28 protein-coding genes are annotated in these 23,973 nt (G+C 37.8%); 18 read left to right on the top strand and 10 right to left on the bottom strand.

Annotated elements, in window-relative coordinates:
• Positions 1–6 precede the first annotated feature (6 nt).
• The 7 genes from AN957_RS08205 (at position 7) to fumC (ending at position 3,914) form a co-directional block, all read left to right on the top strand.
• A complete protein-coding gene (locus tag AN957_RS08205; RefSeq protein ID WP_053475123.1) occupies positions 7–474 on the top strand; it encodes a helix-turn-helix transcriptional regulator in 468 nt (155 codons plus the stop codon).
• Between the two features lie 102 nt (positions 475–576).
• Positions 577–1,101 carry an RNA polymerase sigma factor SigY gene (sigY, locus tag AN957_RS08210; RefSeq protein ID WP_053475124.1) on the top strand — a complete coding sequence of 175 codons (525 nt, stop codon included), beginning with the start codon at positions 577–579 and terminating at the stop codon, positions 1,099–1,101.
• Positions 1,094–1,441, top strand: coding sequence for a YxlC family protein (locus tag AN957_RS08215; RefSeq protein ID WP_053475125.1), 348 nt, complete (start codon positions 1,094–1,096; stop codon positions 1,439–1,441). Before sigY ends, AN957_RS08215 begins: the two co-directional genes overlap by 8 nt.
• Positions 1,438–1,653: a hypothetical protein gene (locus AN957_RS08220; RefSeq protein WP_053475126.1), complete on the top strand. Its 216-nt coding sequence runs from the start codon at positions 1,438–1,440 to the stop codon at positions 1,651–1,653. The genes AN957_RS08215 and AN957_RS08220 overlap by 4 nt, the downstream gene beginning before the upstream one ends.
• On the top strand, positions 1,653–1,856 hold the full coding sequence (locus tag AN957_RS08225) for a hypothetical protein (protein WP_053475127.1): 204 nt from the start codon (positions 1,653–1,655) through the stop codon (positions 1,854–1,856). The genes AN957_RS08220 and AN957_RS08225 overlap by 1 nt, the downstream gene beginning before the upstream one ends.
• A complete protein-coding gene (locus AN957_RS08230; protein WP_053475128.1) occupies positions 1,837–2,151 on the top strand; it encodes a YbjQ family protein in 315 nt (104 codons plus the stop codon). Before AN957_RS08225 ends, AN957_RS08230 begins: the two co-directional genes overlap by 20 nt.
• A gap of 389 nt (positions 2,152–2,540) precedes the next feature.
• Complete coding sequence (gene fumC / locus AN957_RS08235) at positions 2,541–3,914, top strand: class II fumarate hydratase (protein WP_056683394.1); 1,374 nt, start codon at positions 2,541–2,543, stop codon at positions 3,912–3,914.
• A 59-nt stretch (positions 3,915–3,973) separates the two neighbouring features.
• Here fumC and AN957_RS08240 read toward each other — a convergent pair whose 3' ends face one another.
• Positions 3,974–4,189 (bottom strand): alpha/beta-type small acid-soluble spore protein, encoded by a 216-nt coding sequence (locus AN957_RS08240; protein WP_053475130.1) that lies wholly within the window; start codon positions 4,187–4,189, stop codon positions 3,974–3,976.
• A gap of 268 nt (positions 4,190–4,457) precedes the next feature.
• On the opposite strand from AN957_RS08240, the gene AN957_RS08245 reads away from it, so the two are divergent.
• Positions 4,458–4,721 (top strand): hypothetical protein, encoded by a 264-nt coding sequence (locus tag AN957_RS08245; RefSeq protein WP_380000142.1) that lies wholly within the window; start codon positions 4,458–4,460, stop codon positions 4,719–4,721.
• 57 nt (positions 4,722–4,778) lie between these two features.
• On the opposite strand, the gene AN957_RS08250 is transcribed toward AN957_RS08245, so the two are convergent.
• Entirely contained in the window at positions 4,779–4,964 is a 186-nt protein-coding gene (locus tag AN957_RS08250; protein ID WP_053475131.1) for a hypothetical protein, read from the bottom strand.
• Between the two features lie 60 nt (positions 4,965–5,024).
• Entirely contained in the window at positions 5,025–5,237 is a 213-nt protein-coding gene (locus tag AN957_RS08255; protein ID WP_053475132.1) for a YheE family protein, read from the bottom strand.
• 132 nt (positions 5,238–5,369) lie between these two features.
• Here AN957_RS08255 and AN957_RS28795 point away from each other — a divergent pair, with 132 nt between their 5' ends.
• Complete coding sequence (locus AN957_RS28795) at positions 5,370–5,501, top strand: hypothetical protein (RefSeq protein WP_281176493.1); 132 nt, start codon at positions 5,370–5,372, stop codon at positions 5,499–5,501.
• 21 nt (positions 5,502–5,522) lie between these two features.
• Here AN957_RS28795 and AN957_RS08260 read toward each other — a convergent pair whose 3' ends face one another.
• Genes AN957_RS08260 through AN957_RS08275 form a run of 4 tightly spaced genes read right to left on the bottom strand, consistent with a single transcriptional unit; the run spans position 5,523 to position 10,402 of the window.
• The gene (locus tag AN957_RS08260; RefSeq protein WP_053475133.1) at positions 5,523–6,599 is read right to left on the bottom strand and encodes a YheC/YheD family endospore coat-associated protein; all 1,077 of its coding nucleotides are present in this window, start codon (positions 6,597–6,599) and stop codon (positions 5,523–5,525) included.
• The gene (locus AN957_RS08265; RefSeq protein WP_053475134.1) at positions 6,596–7,957 is read right to left on the bottom strand and encodes a YheC/YheD family endospore coat-associated protein; all 1,362 of its coding nucleotides are present in this window, start codon (positions 7,955–7,957) and stop codon (positions 6,596–6,598) included. The genes AN957_RS08260 and AN957_RS08265 overlap by 4 nt, the downstream gene beginning before the upstream one ends.
• On the bottom strand, positions 7,926–9,029 hold the full coding sequence (locus AN957_RS08270; RefSeq protein ID WP_053475135.1) for a YheC/YheD family endospore coat-associated protein: 1,104 nt from the start codon (positions 9,027–9,029) through the stop codon (positions 7,926–7,928). The genes AN957_RS08265 and AN957_RS08270 overlap by 32 nt, the downstream gene beginning before the upstream one ends.
• The gene (locus tag AN957_RS08275; protein ID WP_231690037.1) at positions 9,029–10,402 is read right to left on the bottom strand and encodes a YheC/YheD family endospore coat-associated protein; all 1,374 of its coding nucleotides are present in this window, start codon (positions 10,400–10,402) and stop codon (positions 9,029–9,031) included. Before AN957_RS08275 ends, AN957_RS08270 begins: the two co-directional genes overlap by 1 nt.
• A gap of 126 nt (positions 10,403–10,528) precedes the next feature.
• On the opposite strand from AN957_RS08275, the gene AN957_RS08280 reads away from it, so the two are divergent.
• Positions 10,529–11,668, top strand: coding sequence for a DUF445 domain-containing protein (locus AN957_RS08280; RefSeq protein ID WP_053475136.1), 1,140 nt, complete (start codon positions 10,529–10,531; stop codon positions 11,666–11,668).
• A 75-nt stretch (positions 11,669–11,743) separates the two neighbouring features.
• Positions 11,744–12,094: a YlbF/YmcA family competence regulator gene (locus AN957_RS08285; RefSeq protein ID WP_053475137.1), complete on the top strand. Its 351-nt coding sequence runs from the start codon at positions 11,744–11,746 to the stop codon at positions 12,092–12,094.
• A 74-nt stretch (positions 12,095–12,168) separates the two neighbouring features.
• On the opposite strand, the gene AN957_RS08290 is transcribed toward AN957_RS08285, so the two are convergent.
• Positions 12,169–12,369 carry an alpha/beta-type small acid-soluble spore protein gene (locus AN957_RS08290; protein ID WP_053475138.1) on the bottom strand — a complete coding sequence of 67 codons (201 nt, stop codon included), beginning with the start codon at positions 12,367–12,369 and terminating at the stop codon, positions 12,169–12,171.
• 157 nt (positions 12,370–12,526) lie between these two features.
• Between AN957_RS08290 and AN957_RS08295 the strand changes: the two genes are divergently transcribed.
• Entirely contained in the window at positions 12,527–13,441 is a 915-nt protein-coding gene (locus AN957_RS08295; protein ID WP_053475139.1) for a TIGR01777 family oxidoreductase, read from the top strand.
• Positions 13,442–13,530: 89 nt separating this feature from the next.
• Here the strand turns inward: AN957_RS08295 and AN957_RS08300 are convergent, their stop codons facing one another.
• Entirely contained in the window at positions 13,531–15,306 is a 1,776-nt protein-coding gene (locus AN957_RS08300; protein WP_056683397.1) for a methyl-accepting chemotaxis protein, read from the bottom strand.
• A gap of 343 nt (positions 15,307–15,649) precedes the next feature.
• Between AN957_RS08300 and AN957_RS08305 the strand changes: the two genes are divergently transcribed.
• The 4 genes from AN957_RS08305 to AN957_RS08320 all read left to right on the top strand — a co-directional run bounded on the left by AN957_RS08305 (position 15,650) and on the right by AN957_RS08320 (position 21,368).
• Complete coding sequence (locus AN957_RS08305; protein ID WP_053475141.1) at positions 15,650–16,516, top strand: Cof-type HAD-IIB family hydrolase; 867 nt, start codon at positions 15,650–15,652, stop codon at positions 16,514–16,516.
• A 344-nt stretch (positions 16,517–16,860) separates the two neighbouring features.
• Positions 16,861–18,372 carry a coproporphyrinogen III oxidase gene (locus AN957_RS08310; RefSeq protein WP_053475142.1) on the top strand — a complete coding sequence of 504 codons (1,512 nt, stop codon included), beginning with the start codon at positions 16,861–16,863 and terminating at the stop codon, positions 18,370–18,372.
• A gap of 448 nt (positions 18,373–18,820) precedes the next feature.
• The gene (locus AN957_RS08315) at positions 18,821–20,443 is read left to right on the top strand and encodes a long-chain fatty acid--CoA ligase (protein ID WP_056683400.1); all 1,623 of its coding nucleotides are present in this window, start codon (positions 18,821–18,823) and stop codon (positions 20,441–20,443) included.
• Between the two features lie 136 nt (positions 20,444–20,579).
• A complete protein-coding gene (locus tag AN957_RS08320) occupies positions 20,580–21,368 on the top strand; it encodes an enoyl-CoA hydratase (protein WP_053475144.1) in 789 nt (262 codons plus the stop codon).
• A gap of 59 nt (positions 21,369–21,427) precedes the next feature.
• Here AN957_RS08320 and AN957_RS08325 read toward each other — a convergent pair whose 3' ends face one another.
• Complete coding sequence (locus AN957_RS08325; protein WP_053475145.1) at positions 21,428–21,613, bottom strand: YhzD family protein; 186 nt, start codon at positions 21,611–21,613, stop codon at positions 21,428–21,430.
• Positions 21,614–21,772: 159 nt separating this feature from the next.
• Between AN957_RS08325 and AN957_RS08330 the strand changes: the two genes are divergently transcribed.
• Both AN957_RS08330 and AN957_RS08335 read left to right on the top strand, forming a co-directional pair.
• Complete coding sequence (locus AN957_RS08330) at positions 21,773–22,672, top strand: ABC transporter ATP-binding protein (protein WP_056683403.1); 900 nt, start codon at positions 21,773–21,775, stop codon at positions 22,670–22,672.
• A complete protein-coding gene (locus AN957_RS08335) occupies positions 22,665–23,918 on the top strand; it encodes an ABC transporter permease (RefSeq protein ID WP_053475147.1) in 1,254 nt (417 codons plus the stop codon). Before AN957_RS08330 ends, AN957_RS08335 begins: the two co-directional genes overlap by 8 nt.
• Positions 23,919–23,973: the final 55 nt, after the last annotated feature.

Here is a 23,973-nt window from a genome sequence, read left to right on the forward strand (position 1 = left end):
TGAGCCTTGACACGTGATGAAATTATTTCTAAAGTAACGGAGAAAATACGCCTGATCCGTACGGAAGCAGGATATACACAAGATAAAATGGCAGAAATCATTGGAATTTCAAAAAAAACACTTGTTCAAATTGAAAAGGGGCGAGTGGATGCTGGATGGTCTACGGTTGTCGTTGTATGTGCTCTGTTTAGGGAAACGGAAACGGTACGATTTTTGTTTGGGGATGAACCGTTAGAAGTGTTGGAAACAATTGCTCGCGAAGGGATAGACTACCGCAGGGAAAAAACAATGGGCGGGAAAATCTGGTGGAAGGAAATTGACCGGAAGAATGGACTGCTATTACAGCAAAATATCATTAGTCAGCACTTTCGAATTATTGATGAGGATCATTTTCGCATTTATAGCAGTTTTGATGAAGCTTCGTCAAAGGAACGTTTTACGGAATTAGTTGTTGAGCAGGAAAAAAATAAGTGAAGAATTTTTCATAAAAAAATTGAACGAATCATGCACATAAACGTCTAATCATTGAAACAATAATTGCGGAAATGGGATGATGGAAAGAGAGGAATAGAAGCCATGGAAGAGGGAGAGCTAATAAGAAGCGCAAAAAGTGGAGATAAAAGCGCTTTTGCCATGCTTTTTCATCAAAATTATTCCTTCTTGGTCAAGTATTTAATGAAAGTAACGATGAATCCTGATACAGCAGAGGAGCTTGCCCAGGAGACAATGGCGAGATGTATTGAGAAAATCCATTTATATCAGGGGAAATCAAAATTTTCCTCCTGGCTCATCTCTATCGCGACAAATTTATATATCGACCAGCAGCGGAAAAAGAAAAGAGAAAAAAATTGGCAGCAGCAAGAAGAAATTTACAGGAAGCTGAAGTGGCAGCTCGAAAGCAGGAACGAAGAATGGACAGATGCCTTATCTGCACTAGGCAAACTGGCTGATGATGTTCGTATACCAATTATTTTAAAACATTATTACGGGTATTCTTATGATGAAATTGGCGAGATGATGAAGCTTTCTTCAGGGACAATTAAGTCAAGGGTTCATAATGGAATCCTTGCTGTTAGAAAGGAGCTGAGGCTAAATGGATGAACGGAAAGAGGAAATAGAAAAGGAAAATTTAGATGAAAGCTTCTTTACGACTATTAAAGAAATTGAAGTCGGCTTGGAATCAGTAGAGCAATATGCACCAGTCTATACACCAAATCTAGAATGGTTTGAAAACATGGTGGTGGAAAAGAAACAGCAATTAAGAAAAAAATTAATTTTCGATGTATCCATTTTTTCTATTGTTGCCCTCCTAGTTTTAAGTGTAGTCCTATTTACGTTATATAATATTCCAGTAGTTTTCTTTGCTTTACAAGGATTGGTGGCTATTTTTATAATTGGTTACTTTTCAATCCGACTTATTAAGCAGGTGAAAGAAACATGAATGAAGAGATTACGGTTCCATTACTCATCATTGTTGCTGTCATTCTGATAAGTCAAAGCATCTATCTGTTCATACATGCAAGGAAATATGGCCATAATTATTGGTTTTGGGGCATCGTCGGTCTTATTCAGGCACCGATGCCGACTCTTGCTTATCTCATCTTCGTACGAAAAGTATTTCATAAAAAAAATCCTGAAGGAATGAAGGAGTAATGGGTATAATCAAGCGGATATTTCTTCTTGTAGCTGGTGTTGGACAAATTCTAGCAATCATCTTGCTATTCATCAATTTGAAGGCAGCAGTTATTTTTTATCTCGTCTATATTTTATTGATAGTTGGTATTGTCATCTTATTATTAATTGAACGTATAAAAGAGAAAGAGGAGGACGATCGAAATGATTATCGTAACTACTGAATCTGTACATGGAAAAGAAATTAAAGAATTAATAGGCTTTGTTAGGGGAAGTACCGTTCAAACAAAGCATATCGGTAAAGACATCTTAGCTGGATTAAAGACGATTGTCGGCGGGGAAATTGGCGAGTATACAGAAATGATGGATGAGGCAAGACAGAAAGCAATTGGTCGTATGGCTGAGGATGCCAAAGCCAAAGGGGCAAATGCCATAGTTAGCATGCGTTTGCAAACATCTGCAGTCATGCAAAATGCAGCTGAAATTATTGCCTATGGAACGGCTGTCGTTGTAGAATAGATGGGATTTAAAACGAGAAAATATATTTATTAAAAGTTCATAAAGTTTTCACTATCCTGTCACAGAATGCAACGAGTCCTCCTTAACTTGTGTGGTACTTTTAAAGTATAAATTGCATTTGTTAGGAGGCTTCAAAATGGAATTATTAACTGTTACTTTTGCTATTGCCAGTGTCATGGTACTAGCTTACTTTGTTGGATATACAATCATTCATCACTAAAACTGCTTGCTATATGCAAAGCAGTTTTTTTTTATGAAAAAAAGCTAAACAATGCCAGAAGTTTTTCGATGAACAATAATTGTTGGCAAAAGAGGGAATAGATTATAAAGATAGTATCTTTGTGTTGTTTAGCTTGTGACACGCAAGTATTTCTAGAAGGAGGATGGCAATGACTAAGTTTCGGATTGAAAGAGATACATTTGGGGAGATAAAAGTCCCTGCAGAAAAATATTGGGGAGCCCAGACAGAAAGAAGCAAGCAAAATTTTAAAATTGGCTCTGAAAAGATGCCGATGGAAGTCATTTATGCACTGGCAAAAATTAAAAAAGCTGCAGCAGCTGTTAACTACAAGCTTGGAAAATTAGACGAAGGAAAGAAGGCTGCAATGATCGAAGCAGCTGAAGAAATCATACAAGGGAAATTTGATGATCATTTTCCGCTTGCAGTCTGGCAGACAGGAAGCGGGACACAAACAAATATGAATGTAAATGAAGTAATTGCAAGAAGGGCAAATGAACAAATGAATGAAGAGGATTCTAAAGTTCATCCGAATGACGATGTGAATATGTCTCAAAGCTCTAATGATACCTTTCCAACAGCAATGCATATTGCTGCCTATATGGAAGTTGCTCGGAAATTAATCCCTTCACTTCGAGCGTTGAAAGAAACGATTCAAACGAAGGAAGAAGCATACAAGCATATCATAAAAATAGGTCGAACACATTTGCAAGATGCAACCCCATTAACATTAGGGCAGGAGATCAGCGGCTGGAGAGCCATGCTTGATAAAAATGAACGAATGCTAACAGATGCCATTGTCTATTTGCTTGATTTGGCAATTGGCGGAACAGCGGTTGGAACAGGAATTAATGCTGATCCAATGTTTGGGGATGAGGCAGCAAAGGAAATTGCTGCCCAAACTGGATTTCCTTTTCGATCCTCTGCTAATAAATTCCAAGCTTTGACAAGTCACGATGAAATTGTTTACGTCCATGGGGCATTAAAAGCATTAGCGGCTGATTTAATGAAAATTGCGAATGATGTCAGGTGGCTTGCAAGTGGACCTAGAAGCGGAATCGGCGAACTTTCCATTCCAGCAAATGAGCCGGGCAGTTCGATCATGCCAGGGAAGGTTAATCCAACACAAAGTGAGGCACTAACAATGGTAGCTAGTCAAGTATTTGGAAATGATGCGACAATTGGCTTTGCTGCAAGCCAGGGGAATTTTGAATTAAATGTGTTTAAGCCAGTAATTATTTATAATTTCATTCAAAGTGTACAGTTATTAACGGATGGAATAAATTCCTTTAATGATAATTGTATGAAAGGCTTGGAAGCAAATGAAGAGATGATCAATGAACATGTGGACCGCTCTCTCATGCTTGTTACTGCCTTAAATCCGCATATTGGCTATGAAAAAGCGGCGGAAATAGCAAAGCTTGCTTTTAAGGAACATACCACTTTAAAAGAAGCAGCACTGAAAACAGGTTATATTTCAAGTGAACAATATGATGAATGGGTTAATCCTAAAAAGATGATTTAAGAAATAAATGGCCCCCTAATGAAGGGGGCCAAGCCATATGCTATTTAATTGTTCATTAATTATGATTGAAATTTGCCTGCCATTTGTTGTTGAGCGGATTGAACAAGTCGCTTTGTAATCTCTCCACCAACAGAACCATTTGCACGAGATGTTGTATCCGCACCTAGGTTTACACCAAATTCATTGGCGATTTCGTACTTCATTTGATCGAGTGCTTGCGCTACTCCAGGTACTAATAATTGGTTTGAGGAATTGCTGTTTGATTGGTTTGCCATTCTGTCTTCATCTCCTCATAAATTTTTTTGGGTTATGGCTGGGTTATCCGGAATTGCACCGGTACAAGCTTTCTTGCTACCACTTAATGGTCTAACCCATTGATGTTAGTAGGTTGAAGCGGTTGTTGCTGTGTGTACTCTCTATTATGTTTGTTTTTCACTTTAATATTCCAATATTCTTAATGGGAATTGTTTCCTAATGATTATTACATAACAAATGAGATAGAAACGAACGTTAAGAGTGTAGTGTCAAAAGGGTTTTCATTAAATGAATGATGGAGCTGATCTTATGGCTATTTGTCCAATATGTAATGGATTTGAAGAAATGAAGGCGAATTGCTCTTCGTGTGGAAATGAATTAATCGATAGCGGGAGAATTATGGACTATTATGATGATTACAGTGCTTATATGCCCATTGATCAAATGAAAATGGAAGATGGCTACCCAAATGATTATAAGGACAAGGAGTGCCCTCATCTATTAAAATGCACCGTTTGCGGGAATGAAGAGGTGAGCTTGATTAAAGAATGAGTAAAAAAAGAAACCCGTTGCTGCCAAAAAGTACCGGGTTTCCTTGAATTTAGCCTATCAAACATCCACTTTAAAAGGTGGTTCTTCCTGCTTAAGCTTGCGAGCTTCTTCAATATTTGACTGTCCTCCCCTTATGTGAACAGAACCTCTAGCCATACCTTCATTGATTATGCGGTCAACATCCAAAAAGACCTTGTCTCTGCCTTCATGATGAGAGTCTTCTTTAAACTTGTCCTTATGCAATGTAAATGCCTCCTTTTCGTGTTACTTTACTCAAGAAAGCAGCAAAAAATACAAGGAACTCTAATGGTCATATACATGAAAAAGCATGAGCTCATGAATTTGTTCAATCAGCCTAATTTCATCCTCAGCACTTGGGATCTGTGAAGTCCATTCGATCTGCCCATTTTGATGGTAAATCCCATGAAACTTTTGCTTATTAAAGTAAAAGGAGATATTCCATCCAGGTATTTCTGTATTAGCATATAATTTTTTGTACTGAAAGTGTGTGAGCATTTCCCTTCCTCCTTTCTATTATTTTACCTGTTCTTCTTTATTAACCCAACAACATTTAATTCATGTTTTTTTTCTTTTTAAAAGGGGAAAAGATATATTGTACGGTTAGACAAATAAGGAGGGACAAGTGACATGAAACGTGGCAATTTAGCAATGACTGCTTTGGCACTCGGGGCTGCCTATTTGATGAGAAATGGCAAAGCAAGAGAAAAATTAAAAAATCAATTCCAAGCACTTGGAGGTCCTTTGAAAAGAAGAAGTTAAATGGGGAATGCCCGGTAGCAATTATAGATTGTTATCGGGCAAATATTCATTTTTTGTCATGTGTAAGAATAATCTGGAGAGAGTTTGAATGCGTTTTTCTTCGATGGCCATTTCATCAAAGCGCATGGGTTTTGAATTTATTTCATATATTACATATTTTCCGTTCGTTGAAAGCCCAGCATCAATTGAAAATTCACCGAAAAAACCCGTTTCTTTTGATAATATTTTCCCAGCACGATCAGCAATCATAGCGAAGAATCGATCATGCTCTTCTGTTTGAATGTCTTCATATGGAACAATGCAGCCGCCATTTAGGACATGAGTAGTAATTTCTTGATCACGGGATTGACGGATGCCAGCTCCGGTCACATGATATCCTTCTTCAGAGAAGTGAACAAGAATACGAAAGTCAAATCGTCTTCCTTCGAAAAGAGCTGGTTCTATCGATTCTTGAGCAATGTATGTTTTTTTTAAAAGAGTTTGTTCCCATTCCTTCCAAAAGGTTAGAGCATCTTGAAACGTGATTTCATCTTTTAAACTGATTTGGACAACTGAATGATTCTTTTGTAGATACAGCTTGTGTATGCCAATACCTTTTGCCCCTTGAGCAGGCTTCAAATAGATTGACTTATATCTTTCTAAAAAGCGAAACAAAGATTCTTTGTCAGCAACCTTGATTGTATCAGGTAAAAAGGGTTGAAGAATAGGATCTTGTGAAAGTATTTCAAAAAGTGAATATTTATCGAGGAATCCTGGATTAAAAAAGGGGATGTTCCTGCTTTGGAAAAATTGAAAGGCATTTTTAAAGGAATCTGTGGATTCTAGCTTTCTGGTCGGCACACGATTAAATACAATATGCGGAATGGGGCAAGTAACAGCCGTCCAATTATGATCTTCGGGTGAATAGATAACTCCAGCGATTGTATTTTCTTTAATATCATCAGGAGTAAAAACGACGGAGATCCCGCCGTTTTTTATGATTTCCCTTTGCAACTCTCTAAAAAATGGTCCATTTCCGATAACAGACTGATTCTTTCCTTTGCCGGCTAAAATGCCAATTAAGGGACCTGTAGAATTCTTCAAGTCAATATGCGTCATTTGAAGATCTCCTCTGGCTGTGAGATCGCTCTTTCGGTCAGATAAATGGCGAAAGCAAGTGACAGTTTCCTTGTGAGGTGATCGTACTCCTTCAGCTGAGGATTCGAAAAGATGGATCTTCCTGGTTTAGAGTTTGCTTCAAACAGCCAAACAGCCCCATTCCGGTCAAGTCCAAGATCAAAGCCTATCTCTCCGATAATGCCTTCCATGCTTTCTTCTATCGCTTTGCTTAGTTTAATGGCGGCATCCGCTAATTTTTCTTTTACTTCTCTTTGTTCTTCAATTGTTGGGAAGACTTCTCCAATCGTTTTTATGACTCCGCCGCTTTTAACATGAGTTGTTACACTCCCTGCACCTGCAACCTTGGCAGCGATCGCCGTTACAACCCAGCTTCCATTTGCATCTTTATTCGTATGAACCCTAAAATCCACTGGCCGCTTATCTGCTCGTAGCAAATAAATTCCCTGTTGGATAAGCATGCGATTAAGTTTTTTTCCTTTAAAGACATGCCCCATTAATGTTTCCAGGCTGCTGAATTTTATTAATTTATTTTCTCCAGCATGATCCCGATAACGGCAAAAATAGGTCCCCTCTACTTTATCGAATAAGATTTGATGAATGCCAAGACCAAGGCTGCCATTTATTGGTTTAATAAACACATGACCATATTTTGAAAGCATTTGTTCAATGTCTGAAAAAGATGAGAAGGCATATGTTTCCGGTAAGAAAGCATTAATATTTTCATTCTGCTGAAGCCGGTCATTTACATCCAATTTATTAAAAAATCCTGGGTTATACCATGGGATCATGTATTCATTTTGCAAACGGTCTTTTACAAGTTTTAACCCAGTTTGTCTTTCGCTTTTCCGATTTGGAAGGCGGTCATAAATGACATTCGGAAAAGGAACTTCATATGTCTTCCATCCATCGAGATGGTAGAATAAGCCATTGATTGTTCCCTGTTCCCAATTGATATGCTGTTCCCCGAATACAAAAGGAAGTGCACCGATGGATTTTTTAACAGAAAGGAGCTTTGCAAAGAATAGACTTCTTTCACCGATGGGGCGCAATAGAAATGGGGTAAATCCAGATGTGAATACACCCACTAAGGGACCGATGATGATTGTGTCATTCTCGACAAAAAGATGCATGGGAACTTTTATTGGAGGAATGAGAAGTTTTTCTGTTATATCTTTACTTAATGCAATGGTCTGCCGGTTATGCAGTTCAATCTCCGTTTCCATCATATGCGTGCCGAAAGCTATTTTTGATAATTTAATATTTGATTTAAAATGGCTAGGAATACAAACCTTTTGGACACTATTTTCAAGAATTTCTACTGGAAAATACTTTCTCATCAAAATGGCTCCTTTCTCCGAATTTTACCGTTTTTCCGTATAGAAGGGGGGCATTGAACAATGCTTCAGTTACTTCAGGTTTTAATGTGAGGGCAATGGTTCTCCCAGGTTTTGAGTTTATATCAAGTATCCAAATAGCCCCATTATCACTCACTCCAATATCGATCCCTATTTCGAATAAAGGAGGGAAGTTTTCCTCCAAAATGATTGGAATCTTTGATAATAAGTCATCAAGCTCTTTGCTAATAAATTCACTTTGTGATATTGGAAGCGTATGGATCCATGATTCAAAGCTTGTTATCGTACCACCGGCACTTAAATTGGAAATGATTCCATCCTTCATTCCTGTTCGAATTCCCCTGCAAATTTCCCGCCAGTTTCCATTTTCGTCTTTCTGGATGAGTATCCGTATATCAAAAGGATGGTTGTTTTCATTTCTTAGATTTACATAAGGCTGAACTAAATAGTCTTGCTGGCTTGTAAGACTATTTATCCAAGCTATAGCATGTTGAATGGTAGTAAATGTTCGGGTTAAATGAGTATCCTGCATATCCGTTTGAACTAATAATTCATTAGATGTCTTTTCAAGCAAGTAAATTCCTCTTCCTTGGGAGCCGTTTACTGGTTTAATCACGACTGTTTGTTGTGGTGACAGTCCTTGAATGAATTCTCTTCCTGAGGCCACCGGCTTTGAGTGCAGCAAATACGGGGATAAGCTTGTATTGACAATGGCCTCAAATAATGTAAGTTTATTTGGAAGGCCATGTCCTAGAAACAAAATATCCTTTCTAGCCTTCAGCCATTTAACAATCGCCTTACACTGAGTAGAGTGTGGATCATCCATGTAAAAGCATCGGTCATAGATAACTTCTGGTATCGGAAATTCCCCTTGTTCCCACTCATTAGTTGTAGGGTTAAATTGTTCTCCGGTTACTTTTTGAGTAAGCGGATGAATGGAAGAAGGGACAAAACGAAAACAAAGAATATTGTGGGCTTGTGCTCGTTTTGCAAGTTCATAGAAATAGCCTTTTTCATTATTTAAGCTTAATGTCATTAATCCGAATGAAAGCATTAGTCATATCTCCCTTTGCTAAAGGATAGGAATGTACAATATTCCAGCAAAGCTTTTGCCGAAGGGCGAATTTTATTTGATTCTGCCTCGAAATTTTTGGAGGGTTTTGAATTGATCTCGATGATCCAAAGCTTCCCTTCCTCATCAACCCCGATATCAACCCCAAGTTCGCCAATGAACCCATCGGACATTTGGCTGACTATTGAGGAAGCTTCAATCGCGAGTTCTTTCATTAACTTTAGCTGTTGGATGGCTGTCTCCCGATTTGATAGTATGGACAGAATATGAATCGGTTTCATTATTTCTCCGCCTCTTGCAATATTTGAAACAAATTGCTGGTCATCTGAAAGTCTGGCAACTGCAGAGGTTACTTTCCATGTATTTTGAAAGTTTTTATGGCAGAGAATGCGAAAATCCAACTGCCGGTTTTTATAGGACATTAATGGAATCGCTTGTTGAATAAGATAGGTTCTTTTTTTTAGATGCGGCAGCAGCCACTGATAGAATTGGATATGGTCAGTAAATTGAAATGTCCGATCTTTATTTGTTCCAGTCGATATTTTTACTTGCAGGGCTTCGTTTTCATTTATCGCTTTGATAATATTCCTTCCTTGGCTCCCATGAATCGGTTTTATGAAAATAGAAGAATATTTTTTCAGCATTTCTTGAAGAGAATGCTCTGTAAGCATCCAAGTTTCAGGTAAATATGGCTTCATGTATTCTTCCGAATATAATAAATGATGGACGATTGACTTTGATAAAAAATGGTCGTTGAAAATCAAAATTTGTTTCCCTTTTATTTTAGTTTTAAATGTTTCAAACAAATGGCTTGCTTCAAGCCTGCGTGAATGAATACGATTATAGATAACGGCAGGAAGGGGAAGTGAAGACTTTTGCCAATGATTATTTTGATAATAATAGCCTTCTAGCGTAGTATCCGTCCAATCAGCTAGTTGAAATACAAATAGAAATCCGCCGATTTCGGTAACAAGGTCGTGCAGTTCCTTACAAAAAGCATGTATACTGCGAAAGTGAGGTTCTTTTTCAGATTCAGTGTAATCCGTAAGAATGCCAATGACTGGCCCTAATGTGAGTGTATGACTTGTACGTGAAAAGCTGGAAACCCATTGAGATTCTTGTATGGGTATTGATAGTTTCTGAAAAAGCCCTTCCTCGAAAATAATTTCATTTTTTGAAATGGCTGCACCTTCAATCATTGCTAGTGTTTGATTTCCGCCAACAGAAATTGTGATCGGTTTACTTGTGTCGATATCCCAATAATTAATGAGAGCGTGGCTTATTTTTAGACATTCATCATTAGGGTGAAACATTTTAGCTGGAATAATCGTAATAGGTAATAATGAAAAAGTCATGATCATTCCTCATTTATATGGGCTTTATGGTACATTATTATATAGGCAAAAGCTGATAACAGCATCATATGAAAAAAATGATAAATTGGTGCGAGAAGCCCAGATGGAAGGTAGATGTAAAAATTTATGCAAATAGCACTGACAATTATTATGATGATCGCAATTGGGGCGATTATTGGAGGCTTTACAAATTATCTAGCGATTAAAATGCTCTTTAGGCCATATAGAACATTGTATATCGGCAAATGGAGAGTCCCTTTTACACCAGGTTTAATTCCAAAGAGACAAGGTGAGCTTGCAGAGCAAATGGGAAAAGTAGTTACTCGACATTTATTAACACCGGACGGAATAAAGAAAAAATTTCTAAATGAGAACTTCCAAAAAGAGATGACTAGCTTTGTTCAACGAGAAATGGAGAATTTTTTTGATTCCGAAAAGACTCCAGCAGAGCTGCTTGAAACGTTAGGGATAACAGACGGACATCTGAAAGCAGAATTTCGTATAAACGAATGGATAGATGAAAAATATGAAAGGCTGATCGATAAATATCGTCATCAATCTTTAAGGATGATTATTCCTGAAAATATGATTGAAAAAGTGGAAGCCAAGCTTCCAGCCATTAGCGAATTTATAATCCAAAAAGGGGTCGACTATTTTTCAAGCTATGAAGGGAATAGACGGATCCAAAAAATGGCAGATGATTTCCTGAAGGAACGAAGCGGTGTGCTTGGAAACATGATGCAAATGTTTATGGGGAATATGAATATCGCTGATAAAATACAGCCAGAAATCATTAAGTTTCTCAAAAATGAAGGTACTGCTGAAATGATAACAGCGCTTCTTAAAAAGGAATGGAACAATGTTCTTGAATGGGAAGCTGAGAAGATTGAAAATCAGTTTAAAAAAGATGAAATCCTCACAATGATTAAAACAAATGTAAGGAAATTGTTGAATTTGGAGCATGTATTCCAAACGCCGCTGTCCACATTAACGGCATCCTTCCGAAAAGAAATCGTTGAAACCGTTGCACATAATGGTATACAGTTTTTTGTTGAATGGCTGTCAAACCGTATAGATGATCTAATGGAAAGACTTCGCCTTCAAGAAATTGTTCGTCAGCAGGTTGAAACTTTCTCTTTAGAGCAGCTAGAGGAAATGGTAATGACAATTATCAACAAGGAATTAAAAATGATTACCTTTTTAGGTGCCTTGCTAGGTGGTATCATCGGAATTTTTCAAGGAATTCTTGCACTTCTTATGAACTAATATGTCATTTCTCGCATTTATGAACATAGTTTGTTATAGTGAAGTCATTCTCGAAAAGAATAAGGAGTGTCATACATGCCAGTTAATTTATACGATTCAGCCTATGAGCTTGAGAAGGCGGTTAGACAAAGTGAAGAATACAGCCTTTTAAAACAGGCTTATGATGAAGTGAACGCAGATCAATCAGCAAAGGATATGTTTGAAAATTTCCGAAACATTCAATTGCAGCTGCAGCAGAAACAAATGATGGGACAGGATATTTCAGAAGAAGAGGTTATGCAGGCGCAAAAATCTGTTGCACTCGTACAGCAAAATGCAAAAATTTCAAAGCTGATGGAAGCAGAGCAGCGAATGAGCATGGTCATTGCTGAAATGAACAAAATTATCATGAAGCCTTTAGAAGAGCTGTACGGATCTGTACAATAAGCCAACTAAGGAAAAAAACAACCGTTCATCTTTTAGGAGGAACGGTTGTTTTTGTTCATTAAGTATAGGTTTATTTAAAATCTTCCGCCAAGCTGCTGCTCAGCCATTTGAACAAGACGCTTCGTAATTTCTCCACCAACAGAACCATTTGCTCTTGAAGATGTTTCTGGGCCAAGATTTACGCCAAATTCTGATGCAATTTCTACCTTCATTTGATCAATTGCTTGAGAAACGCCTGGTACTAAAAGCTGATTTGAACTATTGTTACTTGCCATGTAAATCATCTCCTTTGGTGTTATAGTTAATACAATTTTATTTTTTTAATAATTATCACTATTTATTCAATGTTTATAGTGGTAAATTTTTCATAAGTAGCTTTATTAATTATTTCCTTTGGTATTCTGACTTAATAGAAATGGGGGAGGGGATTTCTTGAAAAAAAGAATTGTACTTGCAGGAGGAAGCGGGTTTCTGGGACAATCACTTGCCAGCTATTTAATGGAACGCGGATACATGGTGACGATTTTAACAAGGGGAAAAACAGCCACCAATGATCAAATTGAATATATTCATTGGGATGGCGTTCGATTAGAAGACGAATGGGCTAGCAGAATCGATGAAAGCTATGCGGTTATCAATTTTACTGGTAAAAGTGTGAACTGTCTTTATACAAAAAGGAATCGAGAGGAAATCATCTCTTCAAGACTTGCTTCGGTACAAGTTTTGCAGGAGGCTATTTTGAAGAGTAACAATCCTCCTCAAGTATGTATTCAAGCAGGCTCGCTTGCAATCTTCGGTGATACGACTGAAATTTGTCATGAAGACTCCGTTCATGGCATCGGATTTTCTGTTGAGGTTTGTGAGAAGTGGGAGGCGGCATTTTTCAAAAATGATTGGCCACACACACGAAAAGTGCTATTAAGAATTGGCTTTGCCTTAGGGAAAAACGGTGGTGCCCTTGGTCCATTACAGAATTTAGCAAAATTTAAACTCGGAGGGACCATTGGGTCTGGTAGGCAGTATATTAGCTGGCTACATATGGATGATTTAAATGAAATGTTTGTTAAGGCAATCGAGAATGAGCATTATGAAGGGATTTATAATGCAACAGGACCAAATCCAGTAACGAATAAAGAGTTTATGAAAACGCTAAGAAAGGTGATGAATAAGGGATGGGCTCCGCCTGCACCTGCCCCATTCGTTAAGCTAGGTGCCTATATCATTATGAGAGCTGATCCGAGTCTTGCATTAACCGGAAGAAACTGCATCCCCAAAAGGCTTCAAGCAGAAGGGTTTCAATTTTTGCATACAGATTTAGAGGAGGCTTTAAGAGATATAATTGAATAAAGCAAAACGAAAAGGATTGAGTCCTGTTCATTACAGAATTCAATCCTTGATAGCTGCTTAATAAATTTGTCAAACTTATTGGCTGCAGGTCAATCCAAGTGGTGGTCCTTTTTCTGCATTTTCGGTAGTTTAAATTGACGAATGATCCTAGTTAAGTCTTCTGCTAGGTCAGCCAGATTAGTAGAGCTGTCTGCCACTTCCTCCATTGAAGCGCTCGTTTGCTGAGAAGAAGCAGACGTTTGCTCAATACCGGCAGCAGATTCCTCAGAAATTGCAGCAATATCCTCAATAGAGGTATTCATTTCTTGACTTTTTATAGAAATACTTGCCAGCTTTTCGGATACCGATTTTATGTTATTTACCATTTCCATTACAGCTTTCTCAATATCTTGGAATTTTTCTTCAGTTGCTTCAATTTGGTTTGTCCCGTTTTTCACCTCTGTATATCCGCTTTGTAACGATTTCACTACTACACTTGATTCACTCTGAATATTTGTAACGATAGAAGTAATATCTTGTACAGATTCTGATACCTGTTCAGCAAGTTTTTTCACTTCGTCCGCAACGACTGCAAAACCTTTTCCGTGTTCGCCTGCTCTTGCAGCTTCAATAGCCGCATTTAACGCTAATAAATTCGTTTGATCTGCAATATCTTTAATAACTCCTACCAATTTCGATATTTGTTGTGAGTGAACGTCCAGACCTTGAACTTTTTGTACGGCATCTTGAACAATTTGATCAATCTTTATCATTTGGTCCTTTGAAGAATTCATTAATTGACTTCCTTCTTTAGTGATCATAATTACTTCGCTCGAGGACTCTTGTATTTGTTTCCCATTTGTATTAGCTTCTTCAATGTCTTTTGAAAAAGTATGCATAGCTGAAGATAAATCACTAACATTATTTGCCTGAGTTTCAGTACCGGAGGCTAGCTCTTGCATGGTTGATGCAATTTGAATGGAGCCTTCCTGCACTTCACTTGCGGATTGCATCAATTCCTCGCTTTGTTTTGAAATACTTTCTGTTGCTTTAGATACGTTGGAAATAATACCCGTCAAATTTTCCTGCATATAGTTAATTGCAGATGCCAATTGTCCAGTTTCATCTCTTTTCTTAATCAGTACGATCTCCTTGGATAAATCACCCTCAGCAAGATCATTCATTTGCTTTGTCACTAATTGTATAGGCTTTGAAATATTATTGGCAAAACCCCATATGACTAAAATTCCGATGACTAATGTGCAGCCAATTATTATTAGAATAATATTAAATATTTCTTGTGCAGGTTTATTAAAATCAATCAAATAAGTACCTGCATTAATGGTCCAGCCCCAATTAGGATCTTTTTCTGAATAGGTTACTTTGGGTTCAATTTTGCTTTTATTATTTGGCAATGGCCATTCAAAATAGGTAAGTCCTCCACCTTCATTCGCCTTTTTGATTAATTCTTGCGTTGACTTTACTCCATTTGGGTCTGTAGAATCCCAACTATTTTTCCCCTCTAATTGTGGATGTGTAATTTGATTTCCTTTATCATCCAATACAAAAATATAGCCATATTCACCAATTTTATTATTGACGGGTCTGCTTCCATCAGCATTCATTTCACCGAGAATAGTGACTTTAACCTGTTCATGAGCTTTTTCTAACGGAAGATTCCCTTTTTTAACTTCTTTATTCAAAACATCAATCATTTCTATAACCATCTTGACACTATTTTCTAAATTTGCTGTACCAAGCTCATCTAAACTTTCCTTACTTTTGTTATAACTTATAATTCCTAAAGAAATTAAAGGAACCGTTAAAATTAGAAATGAGATAACTATTAATTTGCTTTTTATGGAATGAAGCTTACTAGTTTTCATTAAAGTTGCCCTCCAGTTTTTTAGTTTCATTGTCCTATTTATTTTCATTTATTAACATTTCAACTATAAATTAACTAGAGTATAAATATTCCAATCTTTATATTTTTTTAATGAAATCTCTTAAAAATTAATGTTTTTGTTATTATGTACAATGCTATTTAAGAAATATATAATAACGAAAAACTACTGGCACCAACCTTGTGATTTTTACCAACCTTAACAGCTGGTATTCGAGTGATTTAAAAACTCAGGGGTATTTTTGTGTCCATGTCCGTTCTATTCCTTTTCGTTTTTTCATAAAAGTGTAGTAGAGATATTTACATCAGGAATAGGGGGCAATGAGATGATCTATCGGCTGTTAGCGATAAATATTGACGGAACACTCCTTCAATCGAATGGAAGACTTCATAAATCAACAAAAGAAGCAATTGAATATGTTCAGCAAAAAGGAATTTATGTGACCTTAGTGACTGCAAGAAGCTTCCCATCTGCGAAAAAGGTGGCAAAAGCTTTAAAGCTAAATACGCTTCTTGTCGCCCATAGCGGTGCCTATATTGCAGGGCAAGAGGATAAGCCGATATTTGTTAAACGGTTAGCAGAGGATGTTACGTATGAAATCGTTAGATTACTTGAGGGATTTCCAAGTCAAATTCGATTAGTGCATGAGAAATTTGCATTAGCAAATAAATCGAAGCTAAATCATAATATGTTGGCAAAGACGGTCTTTTCTTCAGGTGACCCTATTTTTTATTCGCAGCAATTTGTGGATTCCGTTAGTGAGACCATTCTTGAAGAACCTGTAACTCCTCCTAAGATTGAAGTATATTTTGAGGATGAGACAGATCTTAAGGATGCTAAAGCAGCCATCCAAGGAACATTTGGGGAAGTTGATATTATTCAATTGAACGAGTTCCGAATGGATATAATGCCAGTTGGTGTTTCTAAGCTCAATGGGCTATTGTATTTAGGTGAACAATTAGGAATTGGGCGAAATGAAATGGTTGTCATCGGTGATGGAATTGATGACTTAGAAATGATAGAGGCCGCTGGACTTGGCGTAGCCATGGGAAATGCTCCTGCTGAAGTGAAAAAAGCTGCCGACTGGATTACACGTCCGAATGACCAGCTGGGAGTCACTTACATGGTGAAGGAACACTTTAGAAAACAGCATCCGATTGAATTTTTGAAGAAAATGAATATATTAAAATAATGGGCCAGCGAAGGGTTGATCTTAGAGATTAACTCTTTTTTCGATTTTGTTTGTTATTGTCGAAAAATTGATAAATCGAGAATTTCGTAGATAAATCAGCTGATTTCGTAGATTTATTCTAAATTTCGTAGATTTATTTTAAATTTCGCTGATAAATCGTCAGTATGAAAATAATTAAGCATGAATCGCAATTATTTTTCCAAAAATATCTCCCAGCTATAAACAATTGACCTTGTTTTGCCATTTCTGTACACTTAAAGATGTTTAATATACGTCATTCTTTGCTGCCATCCTCTTAACAAAGATGATGGTTGTTTCATTATATCTAATAAAAGGTGATTATTTTGCAAATTTCAATTAAAGGAATAGAGGATGAACGCTTTCAGCGTCCGCTTCAGCTGATCGCAAATTTATTTTTTGAGGAATGTGAGATTTCTTTTCAGCCACTTGTTCAGAAAGATATTACTATAGAATTTAAAGTGGAAATTAGTCAGTCTATTAAGGTGAATGGGAATCTTGTAGACAGTGAGGGCAGAAGCAAGTCATCAGAGTATGAAAAAGAGCTTATGCCAGCTTCAACAGAAAAAGAGCATTTCAAACAGGTGAAACATGCGGTTGCCCATGTATATTTGACCGTGCTTCAGGATTGGACTGGCATTACGCAGAAATGGGGAATTCTTACAGGGATCCGGCCGACAAAGCTTCTTCACCGCCAGATGCAAAAGAAAATCCCTAAGTCTATTGCCCATCAGCAGCTGAAGGATGAGTACTTAATAACTGATGAGAAAATTCAACTTATGCAGCAAATCGTTGATCGGCAGCTTTCCGTTGTTCCAGACCTTTACGAGCTGCAAAATGAGGTAAGTATTTATATCGGCATTCCTTTTTGTCCGACGAAGTGCGCCTATTGTACCTTCCCTGCTTATGCGATTAATGGCCGCCAAGGATCTGTTGATTCCTTCTTAGGCGGATTACATTATGAAATGAGAAAAGTTGGGGAATGGTTGAAGGAAAACAACGTTAGAATTACAACCGTCTATTATGGGGGAGGCACACCGACAAGCATTACTGCTGAAGAGATGGATATGCTTTATGAGGAAATGTATGCTTCCTTCCCTGATGTAGATAAGATCCGAGAAGTGACGGTAGAAGCTGGGAGACCGGATACGATCACCCCTGAGAAGCTAGAGGTCCTGAAAAAATGGAAAATTGATCGGATAAGCATTAATCCTCAGTCGTACACACAAGAAACATTAAAAGCAATTGGAAGGCACCATTCTGTAGAGGAAACGATTGAAAAGTTCCATCTAGCACGGGAAATGGGCATGAATAACATTAATATGGATTTAATCATTGGCTTGCCTGGTGAAGGTGTATCAGAATTTGCTAATAGCTTGCATGAGACTGAAAAACTGATGCCTGAATCACTCACTGTTCATACACTATCCTTCAAACGTGCATCAGAAATGACGCGTAATAAGGAAAAGTATAAAGTAGCAGATCGAGTTGAGATTGAGAAAATGATGAACATGGCGGAGGATTGGACAAAAGACCATCAATATACTCCATACTACCTATATAGACAGAAGAATATCCTCGGCAACCTGGAAAATGTCGGGTATGCGCTGCCGAATCAGGATAGCATCTATAATATTATGATTATGGAAGAGCAGCAGACAATTATTGGTCTTGGCTGTGGAGCGGCAAGTAAATTCATTCATCCGCAAACAGGAAAAATCACTCATTTTGCCAATCCAAAGGATCCGAAAACATATAATGACAGCTTCGAAAAATATACAGAAGATAAAATGAACATCTTAGATGAATTATTTAATACCAAAGAATCCCTTGCCTAAATGCGGCGGGGATTTTTTATTTTTAGTGGAGATAAAGGAGATTACTTAAAAAGAGATACAGACCTATAATTTCCTTAAATAGGAATAAGAAGGTGCGTAAAATGAAATAAGAACCCGCAATTTCCTCAAAAAGGAAAAATAAGTCACGTAAAAAGAAATATGAACCTTTAATTTCCTTAAACAGGAAAAATAAGTGACGTAAAAAGAAATACGAACCTAAAATTCCCTTAAAAAGGAAAATGGGCAAACATAAAAAGAATTATCTAACAGAAAATGGTAATAGATGGAGAAAAACGTGATCAAAAAACTAGCGATCGAAAGCATCAACTTAATTTCAGAATCTTCAATAAAAATAAAGGGTTTTCCTAATAAAAAGAGAATATGTAGGTACAAATATTCATAAACTTCTTTGGGGATGTAAGCGCTTTTAAAAAGGGAGGAATCAAAAATGATGATGCAAACACCTTTGACAATGACGCAAATGATTAACAGAGCAGAGAGGTTTTTTCCAAAAAAAGAGGTGGTTTCACGAACAGCCAGTGGCATCCAGCGATTTACATACAAGCAAATAGCTGACCGAACTAGAAAACTGGCTGAAGCACTTCAAAAGCTTGGTGTGGAAAGAGGAGATAAAGTAGGCACACTTGCATGGAACCACCATCGTCACCTGGAAGCGTATTTCGCGATTCCGTGCAGCGGGGCAGTTCTCCATACAATTAACATTCGTCTTTCCCCGCAACATATTGTATTCATCATCAATCACGCGGAGGATAAAGTACTCTTAATTGATGCGGATATTCTGCCTTTAATCGAGGCAGTAAAGGATAAGATCCCAACCGTTAAGGCATATGTCATTATGACAGATGAGCCTGAACTGCCGGAAACAACACTTTCCAATGTTTATCATTATGAAAAATTATTAGATGAAGCGACCGGGGTATATGAATATCCGGATGATTTAGATGAAAATGCTCCAGCAGGTATGTGTTATACATCAGCAACAACTGGCAATCCTAAAGGAGTTGTTTACTCTCATCGTGGCATTGTTCTCCATAGTATGGCATTAGGAATGGCTGATAGTGCAGCTGTGAGCGAAAAAGATATTGCCATGCCTGTTGTCCCAATGTTCCATGTGAATGCATGGGGATTGCCGTTTGCTGCTGTATGGTTCGGTACAAATCTCGTTATGCCTGGACCTTATTTTACACCGAAGCTGCTTGCTGAGCTCATTCAGGATGAAAAGGTGACGATTACAGCAGGTGTTCCAACCATTTGGCTAGGTCTTCTGAAAGAGCTGGAAGAAAATACGTATGATATGAGTTCACTTCGATCCGTACTTTGTGGAGGGGCAGCTGCTCCAAAAGGCATGATTAAAGCTTTTGAGCAAAAGCATAACATTCCTTTTATGCATGCGTATGGGATGACGGAGACAAGTCCGTTAGTTGTTATATCTACTCTCAAAAGCTATCAGGAAGAGCTATCCTATGAAGAGAAGGTTGAGATTAAAGCGAAGCAGGGAATTCTTGTGCCAGGTCTCGAAATGAAGGTAGTCGGCAAGGATGGAGAAATCGCATGGGATGGAAAAGAAATGGGAGAATTTGCAATTCGTGGTCCGTGGATTGCCTCAGAATATTACAAGGATGAGAGAACGTCAGACGCTTTTCATGATGGGTGGCTATATACAGGAGATGTTGTAACGATTGATGAGGAAGGATTTATGAAAATCGTCGATCGTACGAAGGATCTCATTAAAAGCGGCGGTGAATGGATCTCATCGGTTGACCTTGAAAACGCACTTATGGCCCATGAAGCAGTTTTCGAGGCGGCTGTTATTGCTGTTCCGAGCGAGCAATGGCAGGAGCGTCCGGTAGCCTGTGTCGTTTTGAAAGAAGCATATAAAGGAAAAATAGAAAAAGAAGAGCTTTACGAATTCTTAAAACCACAATTTGCAAAATGGTGGATTCCAGATGACATCCTTTTCCTTGAGGAAATCCCAAAAACGTCTGTAGGAAAGTTCCTCAAAATGGCGTTAAGAGATCAGGTTCATAAGAATTACGCCGGAACGAACTAATACTCTAAAAAACTTAACCGTAAACAATATGTTTGCGGTTGTTTTCATTTAAATATTTAGAATTTTTTAAATAAAACTTTTTAAATATAATAATATTCTATATAATGGGAGAAGGAAGATTAAAGGAGGGAATATTGTGACAATTGAATTTAAAACGGATACAGTGCAATTGCATGTAAATGGTCGAGTAGCAACAGTTGAATTAAATAGACCAGAATCATTAAATTCTTTAAATGTAGAAATGTTAAAAGGATTAGCCGCTGTCTTAAAGGAAATTAGCCAATCTAGTGATGTGGATATCGTCGTTCTCAAAGGAAAAGGGCGAGCGTTCTCCTCTGGCGGAGATATAAAGACGATGCTACTTGAAGCGAAAGAAGAGGACTTCCCGATTGTTATGGATTGTATTAGTGAGGTGGTTGCCACTCTTTATACGATGCCTAAGTTAACAATTAGTGCTGTAACAGGAGCCGCTGCAGGTCTTGGTTTAAGCATAGCTTTAGCAACTGATTACATAGTCGCTGATAAATCTAGTAAGTTGGCGATGAACTTTATTAGCATAGGGTTAATTCCAGATGGCGGAGGGCATTACTTCTTAGAAAAGCGCCTTGGTGAGGATAGGGCAAAGCATCTCATTTGGGAAGGAAAACCTTTATCCGCTGAAGAAGCCTATCAGCTCGGGCTCATCCATGATGTTACTGAAGGATTGGATGAAGCACTAGAAGCCAAGCTTCAGAAATTACTAAACAGTCCTCTACAAGCAATGATCGAAACAAAAACAATCTTTGCTGAAAAAAACAGCCCGCAATTACTGAGAGTGCTTGAGCTAGAAAAAGAAGGTCAGCATAAAATGCGGCAGACGAAGGACCATCAGGAAGGGATTCAAGCATTTTTGGAAAAACGGAGACCCGTTTTCATAGGAAAGTAGATAATAGATATAAAAAGCAAAGAGCAGCCAGTTACTCTTTGCTTTTTATATGATGCCGTTTACCGGTGAAATAAAATAAGTTTCCCCGCAGGCGATGTGCAGCGATGTGTTTTTTCAGATAATCCTTTTTCGCTTAAAAGCTTTTCGCCCATTCCTTTTGCCTCGTCATCGTTTCCTGCTTGAAAGGCCTCATCTAATATTTTTTCCCCATTCGCTTCGAAAGCTGTTAATTTATAAGTTTTCATTCTAACCCCTCCAGTTTTTAAAATTCAGATTGTTACTATTATTCTTGCATAATTTTTATCATAGTGCAAAGAATTATTTTATTGTATGAATCGTAAGAAAATGAACCTTTTTCCAATCTAATCCGTATAAGTAATTGGTGAAAGAAAGGAGATACTACAATGGGATTACAGCTTGAACATGTAACAAAACGTTTTGGAAACTTTACTGCTGTTAATGATCTGTCCATCTCTATTCCTGAGAAGGAGATGTTTGGGTTTCTTGGAGGGAATGGTGCAGGGAAAACGACAACATTTCGAATGATTCTTGGGTTGATCGATGCGAGTGAGGGGGAAATTACGTGGGATGGACAAACAATTGATTATTCGACAAGCCCGCTTATCGGCTATTTGCCCGAGGAGAGAGGGCTGTACCCAAAGTTAAAGGTAAAGGATCAAATTGTCTATTTGGCAAGACTGCGCGGTATGCAGAAACAAGATGTCTTAAAGGAGCTTGATTATTGGCTGAGCCGTTTTAAAGTGCCTGAGTACGCGGAGAAAAAAGTAGAAGAGCTTTCCAAAGGGAACCAGCAAAAAATTCAATTTATTACTGCAGTGATACATAAGCCGAAACTATTAATTCTGGACGAACCATTCAGCGGTCTTGATCCAGTGAATGTCGAGCAGCTTAAGGATGCGGTGCTAGAGTTGAAGAATAATGGAACTACGATTGTTTTTTCTTCTCACAGAATGGAGCATGTGGAAGAAATGTGTGAGCACTTATGCATTATGCATAAAGGGAAGCCAGTCGTTCAAGGGGCTTTAAAAGAAATTAAACGTGCATTCGGCAGAAAAAATCTAGTCATTCATGCAGATTTCAGCCTGGAATTCTTGAAGAACTATCCAGGGGTTACAAGATCTCGGCAGACAACTGAAGGGATTCATCTGCAAATTGAGGGCGAAGAAATTGCTGAAGGCATTTTGAAGGAGATTGTTGGAAAAGGGTTTATCCGAAAATTCGTTCTTGAAGAACCTTCATTAAATGATATTTTTATTGAAAAGGTAGGTGCTTCCTATGAATAATTTTTGGATTATCTTCTGGCATACGTATTTTAGCAAAATTAAAACGAAATCTTTCATTATTACTTCACTTATAACACTTGTGCTAATTGTTGGTTTAACAAATATGTCAAAAATTATTGATGTTTTCAGTGATGATGAACAAGGGGAAAAAGTAGCAGTCATTGACCAATCAGGTGAGCTGTTTGCTCCTTTCAAGGAACAGATAAAGACAATTAATAAAGATGTTCACCTACAGCTCTTTGAAGGCTCAGAAGCAGAGGGAGAAAAAGCTGTTAAGAATGATGAATATAAAGGGCTGCTCATTTTATCTCAGGATAATGAGAATTTGCCAGTAGCGTCCTACAAGGCAAAGAGTATTGCTGATTCTACCCTTCCTGCCACATTACAGCAAGGGCTGCAGCAAATAAAAACACAAGCTGCCGCAGAACAGATTAATTTATCCCAAGAGCAATTAGGAAAACTATATGAGCCCGTTGCGTTTAATAAAACAGCTCTCGAGGAAAATGCAAAAACAGAGGAAGAATTAAATCAAGCACGAGGACTTGTATACGTTCTGCTATTTGTTATTTATTTTGCCGTTGTTATGTATGCAAATATGATCGCAATGGAAGTTGCAACAGAGAAATCTTCACGTGTAATGGAAATTCTGATTTCAAGTGTTTCTCCAATTAAGCAAATGTTTGCCAAAATATTGGGGATTGCCTTGCTTAGTTTAACTCAAATGGCTGCATTTCTTCTAATTGGCTATTATTTTGTGAAGCAAAACTTAGAATCAATGGAAGGCGGATTTTTTGAGTTCTTCGGTTTTGGGGATATTCCCGTACAAACGATTATTTATGCGGTTGTATTCTTTATCCTAGGCTATTTCTTATATGCGACATTAGCAGCCTTCCTTGGCTCGCTCGTAAGCCGCATTGAGGATGTCCAGCAGATGATCACTCCGATGACGATTATGATTGTTGCAGGATTTATGATCGCAATGGTGGGCCTTAATCAGCCAGAAACAACCTTTATTACGATTACCTCCTACATCCCGTTTTTTACTCCAATGCTGATGTTTATGCGTGTAGGAATGCTGACATTACCTGCATGGGAGCCACTGCTTGGTATAGCGATCCTTCTCGTTACGATTGTAGTGCTTGCTATCTTTGGTGCAAGGGTATATAAGGGCGGCGTATTAATGTACGGAAAATCGAATTCGTTTAAGGATATTAAAAAAGCATTGCAATTAACAAAGAATAAATAATTATCATGAGAGAGGCTTGCCAAATTGGCGAGCTTTTTTCATTAAATAAAAAAAT

Source organism: Cytobacillus solani, from assembly GCF_001420595.1.
Classification (GTDB): domain Bacteria; phylum Bacillota; class Bacilli; order Bacillales; family Cytobacillaceae; genus Cytobacillus; species Cytobacillus solani.